Annotated in this window: 17 protein-coding genes; 8 read left to right on the forward strand and 9 right to left on the reverse strand. The window is 59.6% G+C overall.

The features are described from left to right. Positions 1-32: 32 nt before the first annotated feature. Entirely contained in the window at positions 33-410 is a 378-nt protein-coding gene (locus tag KO536_RS08140) for a hypothetical protein (RefSeq protein ID WP_219261632.1), read from the forward strand. 111 nt (positions 411-521) lie between these two features. Here KO536_RS08140 and KO536_RS08145 read toward each other — a convergent pair whose 3' ends face one another. Next, complete coding sequence (locus KO536_RS08145; RefSeq protein WP_219261633.1) at positions 522-731, reverse strand: cold-shock protein; 210 nt, start codon at positions 729-731, stop codon at positions 522-524. A 240-nt stretch (positions 732-971) separates the two neighbouring features. Between KO536_RS08145 and plsB the strand changes: the two genes are divergently transcribed. The 3 genes from plsB to KO536_RS08160 are packed head-to-tail and all read left to right on the forward strand — an operon-like array spanning position 972 to position 4,596. Continuing rightward, on the forward strand, positions 972-3,482 hold the full coding sequence (plsB, locus tag KO536_RS08150) for a glycerol-3-phosphate 1-O-acyltransferase PlsB (RefSeq protein WP_219261634.1): 2,511 nt from the start codon (positions 972-974) through the stop codon (positions 3,480-3,482). Between the two features lie 11 nt (positions 3,483-3,493). Further along, a complete protein-coding gene (locus tag KO536_RS08155; protein ID WP_219261635.1) occupies positions 3,494-3,892 on the forward strand; it encodes a YbaY family lipoprotein in 399 nt (132 codons plus the stop codon). A gap of 14 nt (positions 3,893-3,906) precedes the next feature. After that, entirely contained in the window at positions 3,907-4,596 is a 690-nt protein-coding gene (locus tag KO536_RS08160) for a DUF4197 domain-containing protein (RefSeq protein WP_133077744.1), read from the forward strand. 110 nt (positions 4,597-4,706) lie between these two features. Here KO536_RS08160 and KO536_RS08165 read toward each other — a convergent pair whose 3' ends face one another. Both KO536_RS08165 and KO536_RS08170 read right to left on the reverse strand, forming a co-directional pair. Beyond that, positions 4,707-7,781 carry an efflux RND transporter permease subunit gene (locus tag KO536_RS08165; protein ID WP_219261636.1) on the reverse strand — a complete coding sequence of 1,025 codons (3,075 nt, stop codon included), beginning with the start codon at positions 7,779-7,781 and terminating at the stop codon, positions 4,707-4,709. Positions 7,782-7,786: 5 nt separating this feature from the next. Next, a complete protein-coding gene (locus tag KO536_RS08170; protein ID WP_219261637.1) occupies positions 7,787-8,887 on the reverse strand; it encodes an efflux RND transporter periplasmic adaptor subunit in 1,101 nt (366 codons plus the stop codon). Positions 8,888-8,976: 89 nt separating this feature from the next. Here KO536_RS08170 and KO536_RS08175 point away from each other — a divergent pair, with 89 nt between their 5' ends. Then, the gene (locus KO536_RS08175) at positions 8,977-9,615 is read left to right on the forward strand and encodes a TetR/AcrR family transcriptional regulator (protein ID WP_133077747.1); all 639 of its coding nucleotides are present in this window, start codon (positions 8,977-8,979) and stop codon (positions 9,613-9,615) included. 19 nt (positions 9,616-9,634) lie between these two features. Here the strand turns inward: KO536_RS08175 and KO536_RS08180 are convergent, their stop codons facing one another. After that, positions 9,635-10,417 carry a class I SAM-dependent methyltransferase gene (locus tag KO536_RS08180; protein WP_219261638.1) on the reverse strand — a complete coding sequence of 261 codons (783 nt, stop codon included), beginning with the start codon at positions 10,415-10,417 and terminating at the stop codon, positions 9,635-9,637. A gap of 93 nt (positions 10,418-10,510) precedes the next feature. Between KO536_RS08180 and KO536_RS08185 the strand changes: the two genes are divergently transcribed. After that, complete coding sequence (locus KO536_RS08185) at positions 10,511-11,131, forward strand: energy transducer TonB (protein WP_219261639.1); 621 nt, start codon at positions 10,511-10,513, stop codon at positions 11,129-11,131. Here KO536_RS08185 and KO536_RS08190 read toward each other — a convergent pair. The 5 genes from KO536_RS08190 to ppc all read right to left on the reverse strand — a co-directional run bounded on the left by KO536_RS08190 (position 11,128) and on the right by ppc (position 16,767). After that, the gene (locus tag KO536_RS08190) at positions 11,128-11,997 is read right to left on the reverse strand and encodes a DUF72 domain-containing protein (protein WP_219261640.1); all 870 of its coding nucleotides are present in this window, start codon (positions 11,995-11,997) and stop codon (positions 11,128-11,130) included. The two genes, KO536_RS08185 and KO536_RS08190, sit on opposite strands and share 4 nt — an antisense overlap. A 3-nt stretch (positions 11,998-12,000) precedes the next feature. Continuing rightward, a complete protein-coding gene (locus KO536_RS08195; RefSeq protein WP_219261641.1) occupies positions 12,001-12,297 on the reverse strand; it encodes a hypothetical protein in 297 nt (98 codons plus the stop codon). A gap of 125 nt (positions 12,298-12,422) precedes the next feature. Beyond that, a complete protein-coding gene (tsaB, locus tag KO536_RS08200; protein WP_219261642.1) occupies positions 12,423-13,106 on the reverse strand; it encodes a tRNA (adenosine(37)-N6)-threonylcarbamoyltransferase complex dimerization subunit type 1 TsaB in 684 nt (227 codons plus the stop codon). Positions 13,107-13,201: 95 nt separating this feature from the next. After that, the gene (gene adk, locus KO536_RS08205) at positions 13,202-13,849 is read right to left on the reverse strand and encodes an adenylate kinase (protein WP_095001284.1); all 648 of its coding nucleotides are present in this window, start codon (positions 13,847-13,849) and stop codon (positions 13,202-13,204) included. Positions 13,850-14,136: 287 nt separating this feature from the next. Next, the gene (gene ppc / locus KO536_RS08210) at positions 14,137-16,767 is read right to left on the reverse strand and encodes a phosphoenolpyruvate carboxylase (protein WP_219261643.1); all 2,631 of its coding nucleotides are present in this window, start codon (positions 16,765-16,767) and stop codon (positions 14,137-14,139) included. A 270-nt stretch (positions 16,768-17,037) separates the two neighbouring features. Here ppc and KO536_RS08215 point away from each other — a divergent pair, with 270 nt between their 5' ends. Together KO536_RS08215 and KO536_RS08220 are read left to right on the forward strand one after the other, a co-directional pair. Then, on the forward strand, positions 17,038-17,451 hold the full coding sequence (locus KO536_RS08215; protein WP_019822131.1) for a DUF4398 domain-containing protein: 414 nt from the start codon (positions 17,038-17,040) through the stop codon (positions 17,449-17,451). Between the two features lie 66 nt (positions 17,452-17,517). Beyond that, positions 17,518-18,297, forward strand: a complete 780-nt coding sequence (locus tag KO536_RS08220) for an OmpA family protein (protein ID WP_133077753.1) — start codon at positions 17,518-17,520, stop codon at positions 18,295-18,297. Positions 18,298-18,362: the final 65 nt, after the last annotated feature.

Raw genomic sequence — 18,362 nt, forward strand, 5'->3', positions numbered from 1 at the left:
GTGGATTTTTCAGACCCGCAGTGAGGACATCCATGCGCCAACCCGATATCGAGATCTACCTGAAAGAAGCGGTCACCTACAAGGACGTCGAAGCCTGGCTGGCCAAAGTGCTGGGCCCGTGCACCGAATGGAAAAAGAAAGGCGAAACCTGGAAGTGCACCGCAGGTGACGTACCCGTTACCTGGATGCCAAAAGCCGTCGGCAAATGGAACAGCCTGTACCTGGACAGCGACCAGACACCGTGGGAAGACGACATTGCCTGTGCCAAGGCCGCTTTTGACGCACTGAAGATCGAAGTGCGTTGCGCGCCGGGCAGCTGGGTCGAGGAACAGGGCGAGGCTGATGCTGATCGCTGGATCCGCATCAGTGAAGACGGCCAGGAAGAAATCACCTGGAAAACCGGTTCCTGAGCTGCAAATAACACCCTGTAGCCGCTGCCGCAGGCTGCGACAAGGGCCGAAGGACCTTCAGGGTCGCTTCGCAACCCATCGCAGCCTTCGGCAGCGACTACAGGAACTGCATTACAGCCCCACTACATCTTCAGCCTGCAAACCCTTGTCACCTTTGACCTGGGTGTACTCGACCTGCTGGCCTTCAGCCAGGCTGCGATGGCCTTCACCGCGAATGGCGCGGTAATGCACAAACACATCCGCCCCGTTTTCACACTGAATAAAGCCGTAGCCCTTGGCATCGTTGAACCACTTCACACTGCCTGTTACGCGCGTTGTCATGGATCCTTTCCCCCTTTTTATTATTGATCGGGCTCGTTAATTGGCCCTTTGAGAACTAGTGTTTGAACCTGACGCTTCACTACTGGGTCTTGCGCGGTGTCGCGAAAGACCACCGAGTATAAGTCAGGCAAAAAAACACTCAATCAATATTAGTTCGCCGCTTTTTTGCCGATTTTCGGGAGATACGGCACACTACCCGGCCGAGTAAACGCTCGTTTTATCCACTAACGCAGAAGCCGTATGACCCCCTCCCCATTCCGCCGCCTTGTATTTGGCGCCCTGCGTCGCTTGCTGTACCTGTGGGTGCGCTCGGAGACCATTAATCAGTCTTCCCTGACCCTGAACCTGGATCGCTGCCGACCCGTGTTCTACGTACTGCAATCGCCCTCGCTGACCGAACTGGCCGTGATCGATACCGAGTGTTCCAAGGCCGGCCTGCCGCGCCCGGTATTGCCGGTTGCAGTGGGAGAGATGATCGAGCCTGCCGCCTTTTTCTACCTGACCCCCGAGCCCGACTGGCTGGGGCGACAGGACAAGCGCGGAGCTCCGCCAACCTTGACCCGCCTGGTCGACGGCCTGACCCAAAACCCGGGCGAGGATGCGCAAATCATTCCGGTCAGCGTGTTTTGGGGGCAGTCACCCGACAGCGAGTCCAGCCCCTGGAAACTGCTGTTTGCCGACAGCTGGGCCGTCACCGGGCGCCTGCGCCGCTTGCTGCACATCCTGATCCTGGGTCGCAAAACCCGCGTGCAATTCTCGGCCCCCATTCACTTGCGCGAACTGGTCGACCTCAACAAGGGTCATGAACGCACCGTGCGCATGGCCCAGCGTATTTTGCGCGTGCACTTTCGCAACCTGAAAACCGCCACCATCGGCCCGGACCTTTCCCACCGTCGCAACCTGGTCAAGGGGCTGGTCAATGAACCCGCCGTGCGCCAGGCCATCCTTGACGAAGCCGAGCGCGAGAACATCTCGCCGGACAAGGCCCGTGCCCAGGCACTGCGCTACGCCAATGAAATCGCCTCGGACTACACCTACACCGCGATCCGTTTTTTTGAAGTGCTCCTGAGCTGGTTCTGGAACAAGATTTACGACGGGGTCAAGGTCAACCATATCGAGAGCGTGCAGAAGGTTGCCCAGGGTCACGAGATCATTTACGTGCCGTGCCACCGCAGCCATATCGACTACCTGCTGCTGTCCTACCTGCTGTTTCGCAACGGCCTGACCCCGCCGCACATTGCCGCCGGGATCAACCTCAACATGCCGGTGCTGGGCCGCCTGCTGCGCCGTGGCGGGGCTTTTTTCATGCGCCGCACGTTCAAGGGCAACCCGCTGTACACCTCAGTGTTCAACGAGTACATGCATACCCTGTTCACCAAGGGCTTCCCGGTGGAGTACTTCGTCGAGGGCGGCCGCTCGCGCACGGGGCGCATGCTGCAACCGAAAACCGGGATGCTGGCCATTACCGTGCGCAGTTTCTTGCGTTCTTCCCGTACGCCGATCGTGTTTGTCCCGGTCTATATCGGTTACGAGCGTGTGCTCGAAGGCCGCACCTACCTGGGCGAACTGCGCGGCGCCAGCAAGAAGAAAGAGTCGATTTTCGACATTTTCAAAGTGATCGGCGCCCTCAAGAAACAGAAGTTCGGTCAGGTCGCGGTCAACTTTGGTGAACCGATCAAACTCGCCGAGTTCCTTGAACAGGAGCAGCCGGGCTGGCGCCAGCAGGAGCTTGCGCCCCTGTATCGTCCTGACTGGCTGAGCCCGACCACCAATCGCCTGGGCGAAAAGGTTGCCCAGCATCTGAATGAAGCGGCAGCCATCAACCCGGTGAACCTGGTGGCACTGGCCCTGCTTTCAACCACCCGGCTGGCACTGGACGAACAGGCCATGGCCCGGGTGCTGGATCTGTATCTGGCCCTGCTGCGCCGTGTCCCCTACTCGCCCTACACCACCTTGCCCGAAGGCGATGGCAAGGCGCTGATCAACCATGTAAAGGACATGAACCTGCTGGCCGAGCAAAGCGATGCGCTGGGCAAGATCCTCTATCTGGATGAGCAGAACGCGGTGCTGATGACGTACTACCGCAACAACGTGCTGCATATTTTTGCATTGCCTTCGTTGCTGGCCAGCTTTTTCCAAAGCGCCTCGCGCATGAGCCGCGAACAGATCCTGCGCTACACCCACGCGCTCTATCCCTACCTGCAGTCAGAGCTGTTTATTCGCTGGTCAGCAGAGGAACTGGACGCCGTGGTCGACCAGTGGCTGGAGTCCTTTGTCGAGCAAGGTTTGTTGCGCTTTGAGAACGGCGTGTACCTGCGCCCGGCGCCGAGTTCGCGACACTTTGTATTGCTGACGCTGTTGTCCAGAAGCATTGCGCAAACCCTGCAACGCTTCTACATGGCCATTTCCCTGCTGCTCAACAGCGGGCAAAACACCCTGAGCGCCGAAGAACTGGAAGACCTGTGCACCATGATGGCCCAACGCCTGTCGATTTTGCATGGGCTCAACGCCCCGGAGTTCTTCGACAAGAGCCTGTTCCGCCACTTTATCCAGACATTACTTGAAGAAGACGTGCTGCGCCGCGATGCCAACGGCAAGTTGAGCTATCACGAACTGCTTGGCGAACTGGCCGAAGGTGCTGCCAAGCGTGTGTTGCCTGCCGAAATTCGCCTGTCGATTCGCCAGGTTGCGTTGCACCGCAGTGAAGACACCCACGAGCAGCCACCGCTCTCGCTCGAAAAAACATCTTGAAGGAGAAATCCATGAAAAAAGTACTTTTACTCAGCCTCACCGCCCTGCTTGGAGCCTGTAGCTCTATGACCTCGACCCCTCAAGCATCCCTCGATGGCGAAGTGTTCTACCTGCAGCGTATTGCCCTGCCGCCTACAGCTACACTGGAAGTTAGCTTGCAGGATGTATCGCTGGCCGACGCTCCAGCGGTGACACTTGCCAAGCAAAGTGGCCCAATCAAGGGCCAGGTACCCCTGCCATTTCACTTGACCTATGACCCGGCGCAGATCAAACCCGGCCATACCTACGCGGTGAGTGCGCGGATCGAAGAGAACGGCCAGTTGCTGTTTATCAGCACAGAGCGCAACAGCGTCGATCTGACTGCAAAAGCCCAGCAACCTGTCCGCCTGCGTGTCGATCAGGTTCGCTAATCAAGGAGTTTGCCATGCTGCGACCTTCCATACGCTTTGCGGGCCTGTGCGCAGGCCTGTTGATTTCGGCCAATGCCCTGGCGTTATCGCTGAGCGATCTGTCCCAAGGTGACGCCACGGGCGGCCTCAAAGATGCCCTGACCCAAGGTGCGCAAATTGCGGTCAAGCAACTGGGCACCCCTGGGGGCTTCAGCAATAACCCCGAAGTCAAGATCGAGCTGCCGGGCAACCTTGGCAAAGTCGCGAAAAAGATGAAGCAATTCGGCATGGGCGATCAGGTCGATCAACTCGAAACCAGCATGAACAAAGCCGCAGAAGCGGCCGTGCCACAGGCGCAAGCCCTGCTGGTCGATGCGGTGAAGAAAATGACCGTGGCGGATGCCAAGGGTATCCTCAGCGGCGGCCAGGATTCGGCGACCCAATACCTGAGCAAAAGTAGCCGGGATCAGATCCGCGCCAAGTTCCTGCCTATCGTCAAGGCCGCCACGGACAAGGTCGGTCTGGCCCAGCAGTACAACTCATTTGCAGGGCAAGCCGCCACGCTGGGTGTGGTGGACGCCAAAAGCGCCAACATCGAAAGCTACGTGACCGAAAAGGCCCTGGACGGCTTGTTTGAAATGATCGGCAAACAGGAAGAAACCATCCGCCAGAACCCGGCAGCGGCTGCTACCAGTTTGGCGAAAAAAGTCTTCGGAACGCTGTAACCCTTGCGAAGGCGGGCTTGCCCGCCTCCACAACAATGGGTGCCCAGGCCCGGATGATGTGAGCCACACAAACCCTGTGGGAGCAGGGCTTGCCCGCTCCCACAGGGGCTTCAAGCCTCTGCTGGCTTCTTGACCTTGAACCACGCCGCATACAGCGCCGGCAAGAACAGCAAGGTCAGTGCAGTCGCCACAATCAGCCCACCCATGATGGCAACCGCCATCGGGCCGAAGAACACACTGCGTGACAGTGGAATCATCGCCAGTACCGCCGCCAGTGCGGTCAGCACGATCGGGCGGAAACGCCGTACCGTCGCTTCAATGATCGCCCGCCACGGGTCCAGCCCCGCCGCCTTGTCCTGTTCGATCTGATCCACCAGGATCACCGAGTTGCGCATGATCATCCCCGACAACGCAATGGTGCCCAGCATCGCCACAAAGCCGAACGGCTTGCCGAACAACAGCAGAAACAGCGTGACCCCGATCAGCCCCAGCGGCGCCGTCAGGAACACCATCACCATGCGCGAGAAACTGCGCAGCTGCACCATCAACAGGGTCAGCACCACCACGATAAACAACGGCACACCGGCCTTCACCGAGTCCTGGCCACGGGTGGAGTCTTCGACCGTACCGCCCACGTCCAGCAGATAACCATCCGGCAGCTCGGCGCGAACGCCCTCAAGGGTCGGCAGAATCTGCTGCACCAGTGTCGCCGGTTGCTCCTTGCCGTAGATATCCGCACGCACGGTCACGTTCGGCAGGCGGTTACGGTGCCAGATGATGCCCTCTTCGAAGCCATATTCCAGCGTCGCAACTTGCGACAGGGCAACGCTCTGGCCGTTGTCGGTCGGTACCGCCAGGCTAGGCAGCAACGCCAGCTCGGTGCGTTCCTGAGGCGTGCCGCGCAACAGGATTTCGATCAACTCGTTGTCTTCGCGGTACTGGCTGACGGCGGATCCCAGCAACGTGCTTTGCAAAAAGCGCGACAGGTTGGCCGTGCTCACACCCAGGGCCCGCGCACGGTCCTGATCGATGTTGAGATACACCACCTTGCTCGGTTCTTCCCAGTCCAGGTGCACGTTCACCACATGGGGGTTGTCGCGAACCTTGGCCGCCACCTTGCGCGCCAGTGCCCGTACCTCTTCGATATGTTCGCCCGTCACCCGGAACTGCACCGGATAGCCCACAGGCGGACCGTTTTCCAGACGCGTGACCCGCGAGCGTACGGTCGGGAATTGTTCGTTAAGGGTGTCAATCAACCAGGTGCGCAGTTCTTCCCTGTCCTCAATGGTCTTGGCCAGTACCACAAACTGGGCAAAGCTGGCCGCTGGCAACTGCTGATCCAGTGGCAGGTAATAGCGTGGCGAGCCGGTCCCGGCATACGCCACATAATTGGCAATACCCGGATGGTCCTTGAGCAGTGCTTCGAGTTGCTTGACCTGATCGGTGGTATTGCTCAACGAAGCGCCTTCGGCCAGTTTCAAGTCGACCATCAATTCCAGTCGGCTGGACGCGGGAAAGAACTGCTGCGGAACAAACTTGAAGAGCACGACCGACCCCAGGAACAGCAGCACCGTCAATGCAATCACGGTCTTGCGCCGGGTGACGCACCACTCCACCAACCGTCGGACCCGCTGGTAAAACGGTGTGGCGTAAGGGTCGGGAGCACCTGCGCCCGAACCGTGTTTGGCGGCATGAATTTTCGCCAGGTCCGGCAACAACAGCGCCCCCAGATACGGCACAAACACCACCGCCGCAATCCACGACGCCAACAGGGCAATGGTCACCACCTGGAAAATCGAGCGGGTGTACTCACCCGTGCTCGACTGCGCCATGGCAATCGGCAAAAAGCCTGCTGCCGTGATCAGCGTACCGGTGAGCATGGGGAACGCGGTGCTGGTCCAGGCGAAGCTCGCCGCCTTCATCCGGTCGTAACCCTGCTCCATCTTGATCGCCATCATTTCCACGGCAATGATCGCGTCGTCCACCAACAAGCCCAGGGCCAGCACCAACGCCCCCAGTGAAATCTTGTGCAGGCCGATCCCGAAGTAATGCATGGCGGCAAACGTCATTGCCAGCACCAGCGGGATGGTGAGTGCCACCACCATGCCGGTGCGCGCACCCAGGGAGAAGAAGCTGACCAGCAGCACGATCACCAGGGCTTCCACCAACACTTGAACGAACTCGCCGACGCTGGTTTTCACAGCCGCTGGCTGGTCAGAGACCTTGCCCAATTGCATCCCGGCCGGAAGGTTCTTCTGGATCCGTTCGAACTCGGTATCCAGCGCCTTGCCCAGCACCAGGATATCGCCACCGTCTTTCATGGCCACGGCCAGACCAATCGCATCCTGGCCCATAAAGCGCATACGCGGTGCCGGTGGATCATTAAAGCCGCGACGCACATCCGCCACGTCGCTGATGCGAAAGGTGCGCTCGCCCACGCGGATCGGGAAACGCTCGATCTCCTCTACCGTCTTGAAATTACCGCTGACGCGCAGTTGCACCCGTTCTGTCGGTGTTTCAAAGAAGCCCGCAGTCGACACCGCGTTTTGCTCCTCAAGGGCTTTTTGCACGGCGGCCAGCGGCAATCCCAGGGTGGCCAGTTTGAGGTTGGACAGCTCGATCCAGATTTTTTCGTCCTGCAGCCCCAGCAATTCGACTTTGCCTACATCCTTGACCCGTTGTAGCTGGATCTGGATGCGGTCGGCGTAGTCTTTGAGCACTGCGTAGTCGTAACCTTCACCGCTCAAACTGTAGATATTGCCGAAGGTCGTACCGAATTCATCGTTGAAAAACGGCCCCTGCACATCAGGCGGCAAGGTGTGGCGAATGTCACTGATCTTTTTGCGAACCTGATACCACAGCTCCGGAATCTGATTCGAGTGCATCGAATCGCGGGCCATAAAGGTCACTTGCGACTCGCCAGGGCGCGAGAACGAAACAATGCGCTCGTACTCACCGGTCTCCATCAGCTTTTTTTCAATACGTTCGGTGACCTGCCGAGAGACTTCCTCAGCCGTAGCACCCGGCCACAGGGTGCGAATGACCATGGCCTTGAAGGTGAACGGTGGGTCTTCGCTTTGCCCTAATTTGGTGTATGAAAGCCCGCCGACAATAGCCAGCAACAGCATCAGGAACAGGACGATCTGGCGATTGCGCAACGCCCAGGCAGAAAGGTTAAAGCCCATGGGGGTTACTCCTTGGCCGAAACATTGATTGCCCGGTTGGAGCGATCAATCGGCCGCACCTCTTGCCCGGGATGCAGCACATGCACGCCGGCAGCGACGATCCAGTCATCGGCCTTGAGGCCTTCGAGAACCGGCACGCTTTTTTCGCCAAAAGGCCCCACACGCACCGGCACTTGCTCAAGCTTGTTGCCTTGGCCGACTCGCCACACGTAGGCCGCGCCGTTCTCGGCGGTCAAGGATGACAGCGGCACCGACAGCGAACTGTCGCCTTCGCCCTGAATGAAAACCCGGGCACTTTGGCCCAGTTCGGCAGGCACCTTGCCAGAGGTGAACGTGATACGGGCAGCAAAGGTACGTGACTTTGGATCTGCCGATGGCGACAGCTCGCGGATACGGCCGCTGAAACGCTGGCCGGGCTGCGACCACAACTCAACCGCCACCGGCATACCGATCTTGAAGCGGCTGAAATCCTGCTCCGGCAGGCTGATCAGCACTTCACGCTCACCATCGGCTGCCAGGGTGAACACGGTTTGCCCGGCATTGACCACTTGCCCCACTTCAACCTGGCGCTGGGCGATCACGCCATCTTGTGGGGCGCGCAACACGGCATAGCTGGCCTGATTGCTGGCCACATCCTGCTCGGCCTTGAGCTGCTGGAGCTTGGCAACGCCAGAGCGGTAGAGGTTTTCGGCGTTGTCGAACTGTGAGCGGCTGACCATCTGCCGATCCAGCAGGGTCTTGTAGCGATCGCGCTCAGCACGCACCAGGTTCAGATTGGCCTGCCCTGCCGCCACTTGAGCACGGGTAGCGTCCAGTTGCAGGCGCACGTCTTGCGGGTCCAGCTCTGCCAGGGGCTGATTGGCCTTGACCCGCTCACCTTCATCGACCAGGCGCCTGGTGACTTTGCCTGCGATACGAAACGCCAGTTGCGGATCGAAACGCGCGCGCACTTCGCCGGGATAGCTCTGACTTGCCAGCGCTGAAGGCTGCGGATGCACCACCATCGCCGGGCTGATGCTGATTTTTGCAGGCTCTTGCTGCCCGCATCCAGACAATAAAAACACCAGACAGACAGGCACAGCGCGGGACAAGGCATGGCGCAACATGTTGACGACCTTTCGCTAAAGGGGCTTGGAATATTTATACTGGCAGCATGTTATTAATACTAAACTCACCAGTCCAGTAATAAACGGCTATGTCTGACCATCCTTTACCCCCTAACGCTCTCGGCCGCCCCAAGGACCTGGCAAAACGCCAGTCCATCCTCGACGCCGCCAAAACCCTGTTTTTGACCAAGGGCTATGCCAACACCAGCATGGATGCCGTTGCGGGCCTGGCGGGCGTGTCAAAACTGACGGTCTACAGTCACTTCACCGACAAGGAGACCCTGTTTTCTTCGGCGATCATGTCCAAATGCACAGAGCAGCTACCGGTACTGTTTTTTGAGCTGCCGGCCGGCAAGCCCATTGAAGGGGTGTTGCTGAACATTGCCCGAGGCTTTCAAGTCCTGATCAACAGTGAAGAATCACTGAACCTGCACCGATTGATGGTCACCCTCGGCAGCCAGGATCCAAAGCTTTCGCAGATCTTCCTTGAGGCCGGACCGGAGCGCGTGGTGCACGAGATGGAGGGCTTGCTGCGCAAGATGGATCAGAGCGGCGCGCTGCGGATCGACGACCCGCATTACGCGGCAGAACACTTCTTCTGCATGCTCAAAGGCGCCCCCAACTTTCGCCTGCTGTTTGGCGGCGGTGAACCGCTGGGGCCGCAGGAAAGCGAAGCCCATGTGCAGGAAGTGGTGGGGATGTTCATGCGGGCTTATCGACCAGAGTGAAACACCCGCTCCCACATGTTCAGGGCTTGAGTGCTTTCTTCGGATAGATATCGTACCGGCTCGATTTGCCATCCAGCGCATGACTTGGCTTGGGCCCCGCAATGCACGGTGCCTTGCGGGGCCGCTTGACCACCACACGGTGGGTCGCCAGCGCCAACGCAGCTTCAAGCAGGGCCGGAGCATCATTGTCATCGCCCACTAACGGGCGAAACAGGCGCATTTCTTTTTTCACCAGCGCGGTTTTCTCACGATGGGGGAACATGGGGTCCAGGTAGATCACCTGCGGTGGCTCCCCCTCCCAATTGCGCATCACTTCAATCGAGTTGCCTTTGAGCAAGTGCATGCGCGACACGATTGGCGCCACTTCAAAGTCATCCAGGCCACGGGCCAGCCCGTCCTCAAGCAAGGCACCGATCAGCGGCTGGCGCTCGATCAGGCTCATCTCACAGCCCAGGCTTGCCAGCACGAACGCGTCCTTGCCCAAGCCCGCCGTGGCATCCAGCACCCGTGGGCGCACGCCTTGCTGAATACCCACCGCCTTGGCAATCATCTGCCCCGTACCGCCGCCAAACAAACGACGATGGGCCGCGCCGCCTTCGACAAAGTCGACCCGCACCGGACCTGGTGCATCCGGCCCCAGTTGCTGCAACTGCAAACCCTGGGCGCTCAACTGCAAGGCGAACTCCGCGTCAGGCTCATCCAGAGGCAAACCCAGGCGCTCAGCCCATTGCTCGGCCAAGGCCTGAAAGGCCTCGTCCAGCGCTTCGACTTTGATACGACAGCCCGCTGCTTGCTCAATCATCTAAAAACACGCTCAAAAATTTAATGATCGGCAAAGGCTGCCGATAAATGAAATATCCGCCATTTTGCCAGAGCTGGGCGTCGACCGAGAGCTATGTCAGACATTCATTGCGCACCTATCGGCTTTATTGCGCCAATTGGCGACTTTGGCCGCCACAATTCGCAGATCACAGGCAGCGTCAATCACCTGTGGAAGGACTTCTACGCCCAGGCATTGGCAGAACAGTCCGGTACCGATGCATTGGCGGCCATGGATGTCGAGCTGCCAGCCACTACTGAAAACGCCGAGCCCCGTGGTGGCACCCACCTGTTGGGTACTATCGTGATCCAGCGCCACTGCGAGGTTCAGGACACCGAACTGCGCCCGCCTGAAGCCCTGTTCTTGCCCATTGCCGAATTCGAACTGGACCTGCTGCCGCCACCCGCCGTGCCCTACCCGCCTGAAGACATTGTCGAGCAACAGCACCAGCAAGATTTCAACAACACATGGGTGCGCCCGATCGTCATGACCCAGGGTCATCCGCTGCCCGATCCAGGCCCGGGGCCTGAGCCACGACCTTTGCATCTGCCCATAGCCGAGTTTGAACAGGACTTGCTGCCACCCCCCGCCGAGCCATTCGACGCCATTACGCTGATAGAGCAACAACGGGCGATGGACTTCGACCTGGGCTGGGCCCGCCCGATTGTCATCAACAACCTGCGCCTGGCCGCTTAAAGCAGGCCCAATTGCTCGCGAGCCTGGGATTGATGCAACTCGGGCAGTGGGGGCAGGCCCGGTAAGCGCTCACTCAATTGGCGATGAAAACGCCGCGCCAGCTCAGGAGCGCGGTGATTGTCCGGCGTATGCAAAAACACGTAGGGCGTACGCCCCTCCTCGATCCAGCCCGCGACTTTTTCAATCCAGGGCAACAAATAAGGATCGTTGGCCTCCAGCTCCGGGCGGCCAATAAATCGCACCTGCGGACATTGGGTAAAGGCCGCCGGGCGAGGCGGCACTTTGGGTTTTTTCGATTGAGCGTGGAGCACGGCAGGATCGCTCGAGTGGCAACTGAACAGTGCCCGGGGATCAAGGCAGATACGCTCAACACCGCGATCCATCAGCAAGCGGTTGAGCAGCCGCTCGGCATCGCCCCTGGCAAAGAACTCCGGATGACGAACCTCAATGGCCAGCGGGCGCTGCAAGGTGTCCATGAAGCTCACCAGCTCGCTCAAACGCTGAGGCCCGAAACTGGCTGGCAGTTGCAGCCAAAACGGCGCTACCCGCCCTCCCAGGGGCCCCATGAGTTGCAAGAAGTCTTCGGCGGCTTGCAACTGCTCACGCAAATCGCCGCCGTGGCTGATATCCCGTGGGAACTTGGCGGTGAACCTGAAGTGTTCAGGCAGGCTTTGCGCCCAGCGTTCAACCGTGGCCGGTGCCGGGCGGGCATAGAACGTGGTGTTGCCTTCGACGGCATTGAAGACCTGCGCATACAGGCTCAGGAAATCAGTTGAGCGCGCGTTCTGCGGGTACAGGCCTTCGCGCCAGGCGTTTTCACTCCAGGACGGACAACCGAGGTAATAAGGGAGGGACGTGAGGGTCATGGCTCAAATATACAGATCCAGCCCCAGCACTTCTGTTTCCCAATCGACGAAGCCTGCGGTGGTCAGGTAGCTGGCAAGGGCACTGGCTGCGCTTTTGCTCATGGCACGCTGGAAGATCATGTCCTGGGAGCGGACCGGCAACTGGCTGATGCGCTCACCGGAAGGTGGGGTACGGGCAGCCTGGGGGGTGTTTTCGAACGAGGCTTCACTGTCGTCAACCGACTCATCGACCAGCGGCTGACCTTTACGCGGCTTGCGCTTGATCGGGTAGGACTGGGAAGAAAAGCCGTCAATGCGCATGGCAACAAGCTCGTTAGCGATAGTTACAATTTAGCGGCGCTGGCCAGACTAAGCAAATGGGCCGGCTATTTTGTAGTCGCTGCCGAAGGAACGAGGCTGCGTTCGTCAGCGGCTACAACAGCGGATCAAACGCCACGTTCAGCTTTTGTAGCCGCCACCTTGTCGCGCAAGTACACCGGCTGTGCATCATCGGCCCGGATGGCCTCGCCACGGGCCCAGGCAAATCGGGCCAGGGTCAGCAGGTCTTCGGCGTGAGGCAACATGCCAGCGTCCATTGCGTACGGCTTGACGTTCAAGCGCTCGGCATACCCCCAGCCAGTCCCGGCGCCAAACCAGTCACCACTGGCGCCATCCGGCAAGGCAGCTGTTTCCGGTGCGAGCACGGCTTCAGCGCCTTGCAGACGCATCTCCCCCGCCTGCTCGCGATAGCAACCCCAATACACTTCGTCCATTCGCGCATCGATGGCCGACACAACCTGGGTCGCGCCGTGCTCGCGATGGGCTCGCTGGGCCAGTACCGCCAGATTGGAGATCGGCAACACCGGGCGCTCCAGCGCAAAGGCCAGCCCCTGGACCACGCCAATGGCAATGCGCACACCGGTAAACGCGCCAGGACCGCGGCCAAAAGCAATGGCATCGACCGCCGACAACTCGATCCCGGCCGCAGCCAGCAAGTCTTTGATCATCGGCAACAGCTTTTGCGCGTGCAGGCGCGGGATCACCTCGTAGTGGCTAGTAACCTTGCCATCGTGCAACAAGGCAACTGAGCAAGCTTCAGTCGCGGTATCCAGGGCCAGCAAGGTGCTCATCGGTGTTCCCGTCAGAATCAGAATTGAAAAAAGTGCAGCAGTATAAACAACAACAGCCCGCAAGCGGGCTGTTGTGATGACGCAAAATCGACTTATCAGCTCAGCGCTTCAAGCACCTTGGCCGTGATCGATTCGACCGAGCCAACACCTTCAACGTGGCTGTACTTGGGCTTGCCCTGGGCAGCAGCCAGCTTCTGGTAGAAGTCCACCAGCGGCTTGGTTTGCGAGTGGTAGACCGACAGGCGGTGACGAACGGTTTCTTCGGTGTCGTCCTTGCGCTGTACCAGGTCTTCGCCGGTCACATCGTCCTTGCCTTCCACTTTTGGCGGGTTGTAGACGGTGTGGTAAACGCGGCCCGAAGCTTCGTGTACACGACGGCCGGCAATACGCTGAACGATCTCTTCGTCTTCAACGGCGATTTCCAGCACGTGGTCCAGCTCCACACCGGCTTTTACCAGGGCTTCAGCTTGCGGAATGGTGCGCGGGAAACCGTCGAACAGGAAACCGTTGACGCAGTCTGGCTGAGCAATGCGCTCTTTCACCAGGTTGATGATCAGGTCATCGGATACCAGACCACCGCTGTCCATTACGCCTTTGGCGATCAGGCCCAGCTCGGTGCCGGCTTTAACGGCTGCACGCAACATGTCGCCGGTGGAGATTTGCGGGATGCCAAATTTTTCAGTGATGAACTTTGCCTGAGTACCTTTACCGGCCCCGGGAGCTCCCAGCAGAATTACGCGCATCGATGTGCTCCTCAAATTTTTTATTTAAATGACAACAGACTCGCCTCTTTGGGCCAGTCTCAAAATCGGATTATGGCCATCAAAACGGCCAAGGGCTGATCAAGATACACAGCAGGCCCGGCCCACACAAGCCGCCCAAAGTAGGAAAAATTACAGGCAAACCGGCCTCTGCGGCCGGGTGTCACAGGTCGCAACCCCACAATAAAGTGTCGCGCCCGCACGGGGGTCGGCATCAATCCGGCCCGGCCCCCCGCCTGCCTTGGCGCGACATTCGCCGCTCTTTTGCTTTAACCGGTGTTACGCAAGCCTGCCGCGATCCCGGCCACAGTCACCAGCAACGCTTGTTCCAGAGGGCTGTCCTGCGCCGCTTGCTGGCGTCGCGAACGTGCCAGAAGCTCGGCCTGCAATAGATGAAGAGGATCGAGGTAAGTGTTGCGCAAGCGGATGAATTCAAGGGTCTCTGGGCTGTGTGCCATCAACTGCGCCTGACCGGTCAAGCCCAGCACCACCGAGCACGCCTGCGACAATAAGTCGCGTAAGTGCGCACCCAATGGCAGCAGTTCCGGGCTCACCAAACGCTCGTCGTAGAGCCGGGCGATATCGGCATCGGCCTTGGCCAGGACCATTTCCAGCATGTCGATGCGGGTACGGAAGAACGGCCACTGCTCGCGCATTTGTGCCAACTGCTCGCCTTCGCCCCGTGCCAGTGCCTGGCTCAGTGCGGTTTCCCAACCCAGCCAGGCGGGCAGCATCAGGCGGGTCTGGGTCCAGCCGAAAATCCACGGGATGGCCCGCAGGCTTTCAATCCCGCCTGCCCGGCGTTTGGCCGGACGACTTCCCAGCGGCAATCGCCCCAGTTCCTGCTCCGGCGTTGACTGGCGGAAGTACTCCACGAACTGTGGATTATCACGCACCACCCCACGGTAGGCCTTGACCCCGTCAGCTGCCAATTCGTCCATCAGTACCCGCCAGCCAGGTTCCGGCAGGGGCGGCGGGAGCAAGGTGGCTTCCAGTACGGCCGCCAGGTAGAGATTGAGATTCTGCTCGGCAATGTCCGGCAGGCCGAACTTGAAACGGATCATTTCGCCCTGTTCCGTGGTACGGAAGCGCCCCGCGACAGAGCCCGGCGGCTGCGACAGGATCGCCGCGTGAGCCGGGCCACCGCCGCGCCCCACGGTGCCGCCACGACCATGGAACAACAACAATTCAACGCCTTGCTCGCGGCAGATATTGACCAGTGACTCCTGCGCCCGGTACTGCGCCCAGGCCGCCGCGGTGGTGCCTGCATCCTTGGCTGAGTCGGAGTAGCCGATCATCACTTCCTGCGGGCCCTTCAGGTGTGCGCGATAACCCGGCAACAGCAACAGCCGCTCGATCACCGGTCCCGCGTTGTCCAGGTCGGCCAGGGTTTCAAACAACGGAACCACACGCATCGGGCGCTCAAGCCCGGCCTCTTTGAGCAGCAATTGCACGGCCAGAACATCAGAGGCGGCACCGGCCATCGAGATCACATAGGACCCCAGGGAAGCCCCCGGTGCGGCTGCCACTTCGCGACAGGTCGCCAGTACTTCGGCGGTGTCGGCACCGGGTTTGAAGTAACTGGGCAACAACGGGCGGCGGTTGTTCAACTCGCGCATCAGGAAGATCAGGCGCGCATCTTCGTCCCAGTCTTCATAGCGGCCAAGGCCCAGGTAGTCGGTGATTTCGGTCATGGCCGAGGCGTGACGGGCCGCGTCCTGACGCACATCGAGGCGCACCAGAAACAGGCCAAACGTCACGGCTCGGCGAAGGAAATCGAGCAATGGGCCATCAGCGATCACGCCCATGCCGCAGGCATGCAGTGATTGATAGCAAAGCTGCAGCGGCTCCAGCAGCTCGCGATTGTCCTGCAACACATCGCTCGGTGCAGGCTGCGTGCTGTTCAGGGCGCTATGGGCCCAGCTGCGGGTCGCCCGCAGGCGCTCACGCAATTGCTTGAGCACGGCGCGGTACGGCTCGGCACTCTCCCCTGCGACTGCCAGCAGTTGCGGGGTGGCCTGTTGCATCGACAGGTCAGCGGCCAGTTTATCGATGTCGCGCAGGTACAAGTCAGCGGCCATCCAGCGCGCCAGCAGCAGCACTTCGCGGGTGACGCTGGCGGTGACATTGGGGTTGCCATCGCGGTCGCCGCCCATCCAGGAAGCAAAGCGAATCGGTGCCGCCTCCAGGGGCAGGTGCAAACCGGTCGCCGCATGCAGCGCCTTGTCAGCCTTGCGCAGCATGTGCGGCACGGCGTGCCACAAGGAGTGTTCGATCACAGCAAACCCCCACTTGGCCTCATCGACAGGTGTGGGGCGGGTGCGACGGATTTCTTCGGTGTGCCAGGCTTCAGCGATCAGCCGCTGCAAGCGCTGTTCGATTTCGGATTTTTCCGCAAGGGTCAGGTCACGATGGTCCTGGGCAGCCAGTTGCTCAGCGATTGCGTCGTACTTTTGAATCAGCGTGCGACGAGTCACCTCGGTGGGGTGTGCGGTGAGCACCAGTTCGATGTCAAGACGGCTGACCTGCCGCGCCAGCGACTCGGGGTCATGCCCTTCGGCCAGCAGCCGTTCGAGCAATTGAGGCAGGACCAGCGCCTCGAAAGGCTCGGCCTGACCTTCTTCACGGCGGTGGATCAGCTCGTACTGCTCGGCAATGTTCGCCAGGTTCAAAAACTGGTTGAACGCTCGCGCAACCGGCAGCACTTCATCGTCGCTCAAGGCATCCAGAATCGCACTCAGCTCTTCGCCGGTAGTGCCGCGCCGGTCGGCCTTGGCCCCCTGGCGAATGCGCTCGATCTTGGCGAGAAAAGCTTCGCCGTATTGGTCACGAATCGTATTACCCAACAGTTCACCCAGCAGGTGAACATCATCGCGCAAGCGTGCATCAATATCGGTCATCAGCAGTTTCTCCAGCAGTATCCGGGGGACAGCTCGTCCCCAAGAGTGCTTTGCAACGCCTGCTTTTGACAAGTCTTGCACGGGGCAAAACGTAAATAGGCGCCTGACCAATCGGTCAAAAATCTTTTAGGCCATTTGCCATCTTTTTTTGAACTATTCAAAAATCGTTTCGGTCACAGCCATTAACCATCACCGCTGGAACTCGTGTTCCAACACTCCGGGTGACGCCACCAGTCGTGATGGAATTAGCTGTTATTAAGGAGTTTCCCAATGGAGTTGAAGACCATGATGACCCGCACTGTCAAAACCACCTCCCCTCGCCTGCGCGGGCTAAAACTGGCTGCGCTGGCAATCGGCACCAGCTTCGTTTTGGCCGGTTGTGCTGGCAATCCACCGTCAGAGCAGTACGCCGTGACCCAATCGGCCGTGAACAACGCCGTGAGCGCAGGCGCTACTGAATATGCACCGGTAGAAATGAAGTCGGCTCAGGACAAGCTCAAGCAGGCCGAGCTGGCCATGCATGACAAAAAATACGATGAAGCCCGTCGTCTCTCCGAGCAAGCGGAATGGGACGCTCGCGTAGCAGAGCGCAAAGCCCAGGCCGCCAAGGCAGAGAAGGCCGTTCAGGATGCTCAGAATGCCGTTCAGCAACTGCGTCAGGAAGGCATGCGCAGCGTTCAATAAACGCTGCCCCTTTTTGACTGCACCTGGCGACACAGCACTCCTAATCGATAGAAAGGACTAAATATCATGCGCAATACAGTAATGATCCCCGCCCTGTTAGCTCTGAGCGTTGGCCTGGCGGCGTGCTCGCATCAGCCGAACGTCAACCTGGAAAACGCCAAGACCAACTTCTCGGCCCTGCAAACCAACCCTGAGTCGACCAAGGTTGCAGCGCTGGAAACCAAGGACGCCAGCGAATGGCTGGACAAGGCCGAGAAGGCTTACCTGAACAAGGAAGACGAGTCCAAGGTTGATCAACTGGCTTACCTGACCAATCAGCGTGTTGAAGTGGCCAAGCAAACCATCGCGTTGCGCACCGCTGAAAACAACCTGAAGAACGCAGGCGCAGCCCGTAACCAGGCATTGCTTGATGCCCGTGATGCGCAGATCAAGCAACTCAAGGGCATGAACGCCAAGCAAACCGAGCGCGGCACGCTGGTCACCTTTGGTGATGTGCTGTTCCAGTTCGGCAAGTCCGACCTGCAGCCCAACGGCATGCGCAATATCAATACCCTGGCCGAGTACCTGATCCAGAACCCGGACCGCAAGGTGATTGTCGAGGGTTACACCGACAGTGTCGGTTCGGCAGCTTTCAACCAGACGTTGTCTGAGCGCCGTGCTGAATCGGTGCGTAATGCACTGGTGCGCAAAGGCGTAGACCCGACCCGCATCGTGGCTCAGGGCTATGGCAAGGAATACCCTGTCGCGAGCAACAGCACCGATTCGGGCCGTGCCCAGAACCGTCGCGTTGAAGTGACCATCTCCAATGACAACCAGCCTGTAGCACCGCGCTCCTCGATGCAGTAACCCCCTGTAAAAAAGCCCCGCCTGAGTGATCAAGCGGGGCTTTTTTTGGGCGCAGATAAATCCAC

The organism is Pseudomonas sp. NKUCC02_KPG (assembly GCF_019345465.1).
Lineage (GTDB): Bacteria > Pseudomonadota > Gammaproteobacteria > Pseudomonadales > Pseudomonadaceae > Aquipseudomonas.

Bases quoted from the DNA above. Each gene is read 5' to 3' on its own strand.
- plsB (WP_219261634.1), top strand. From the start codon at position 972: ATGACCCCCTCCCCATTCCGCCGCCTTGTATTTGGCGCCCTGCGTCGC.
- KO536_RS08195 (WP_219261641.1), bottom strand. From the start codon at position 12,297: ATGCGCATTGACGGCTTTTCTTCCCAGTCCTACCCGATCAAGCGCAAG.
- KO536_RS08140 (WP_219261632.1), top strand. From the start codon at position 33: ATGCGCCAACCCGATATCGAGATCTACCTGAAAGAAGCGGTCACCTAC.
- KO536_RS08145 (WP_219261633.1), bottom strand. From the start codon at position 731: ATGACAACGCGCGTAACAGGCAGTGTGAAGTGGTTCAACGATGCCAAG.
- KO536_RS08165 (WP_219261636.1), bottom strand. From the start codon at position 7,781: ATGGGCTTTAACCTTTCTGCCTGGGCGTTGCGCAATCGCCAGATCGTC.
- KO536_RS08220 (WP_133077753.1), top strand. From the start codon at position 17,518: ATGCGCAATACAGTAATGATCCCCGCCCTGTTAGCTCTGAGCGTTGGC.
- KO536_RS08185 (WP_219261639.1), top strand. From the start codon at position 10,511: ATGTCAGACATTCATTGCGCACCTATCGGCTTTATTGCGCCAATTGGC.
- tsaB (WP_219261642.1), bottom strand. From the start codon at position 13,106: ATGAGCACCTTGCTGGCCCTGGATACCGCGACTGAAGCTTGCTCAGTT.
- KO536_RS08170 (WP_219261637.1), bottom strand. From the start codon at position 8,887: ATGTTGCGCCATGCCTTGTCCCGCGCTGTGCCTGTCTGTCTGGTGTTT.
- KO536_RS08180 (WP_219261638.1), bottom strand. From the start codon at position 10,417: ATGATTGAGCAAGCAGCGGGCTGTCGTATCAAAGTCGAAGCGCTGGAC.
- KO536_RS08155 (WP_219261635.1), top strand. From the start codon at position 3,494: ATGAAAAAAGTACTTTTACTCAGCCTCACCGCCCTGCTTGGAGCCTGT.
- KO536_RS08160 (WP_133077744.1), top strand. From the start codon at position 3,907: ATGCTGCGACCTTCCATACGCTTTGCGGGCCTGTGCGCAGGCCTGTTG.
- ppc (WP_219261643.1), bottom strand. From the start codon at position 16,767: ATGACCGATATTGATGCACGCTTGCGCGATGATGTTCACCTGCTGGGT.
- KO536_RS08175 (WP_133077747.1), top strand. From the start codon at position 8,977: ATGTCTGACCATCCTTTACCCCCTAACGCTCTCGGCCGCCCCAAGGAC.
- KO536_RS08215 (WP_019822131.1), top strand. From the start codon at position 17,038: ATGGAGTTGAAGACCATGATGACCCGCACTGTCAAAACCACCTCCCCT.
- adk (WP_095001284.1), bottom strand. From the start codon at position 13,849: ATGCGCGTAATTCTGCTGGGAGCTCCCGGGGCCGGTAAAGGTACTCAG.
- KO536_RS08190 (WP_219261640.1), bottom strand. From the start codon at position 11,997: ATGACCCTCACGTCCCTCCCTTATTACCTCGGTTGTCCGTCCTGGAGT.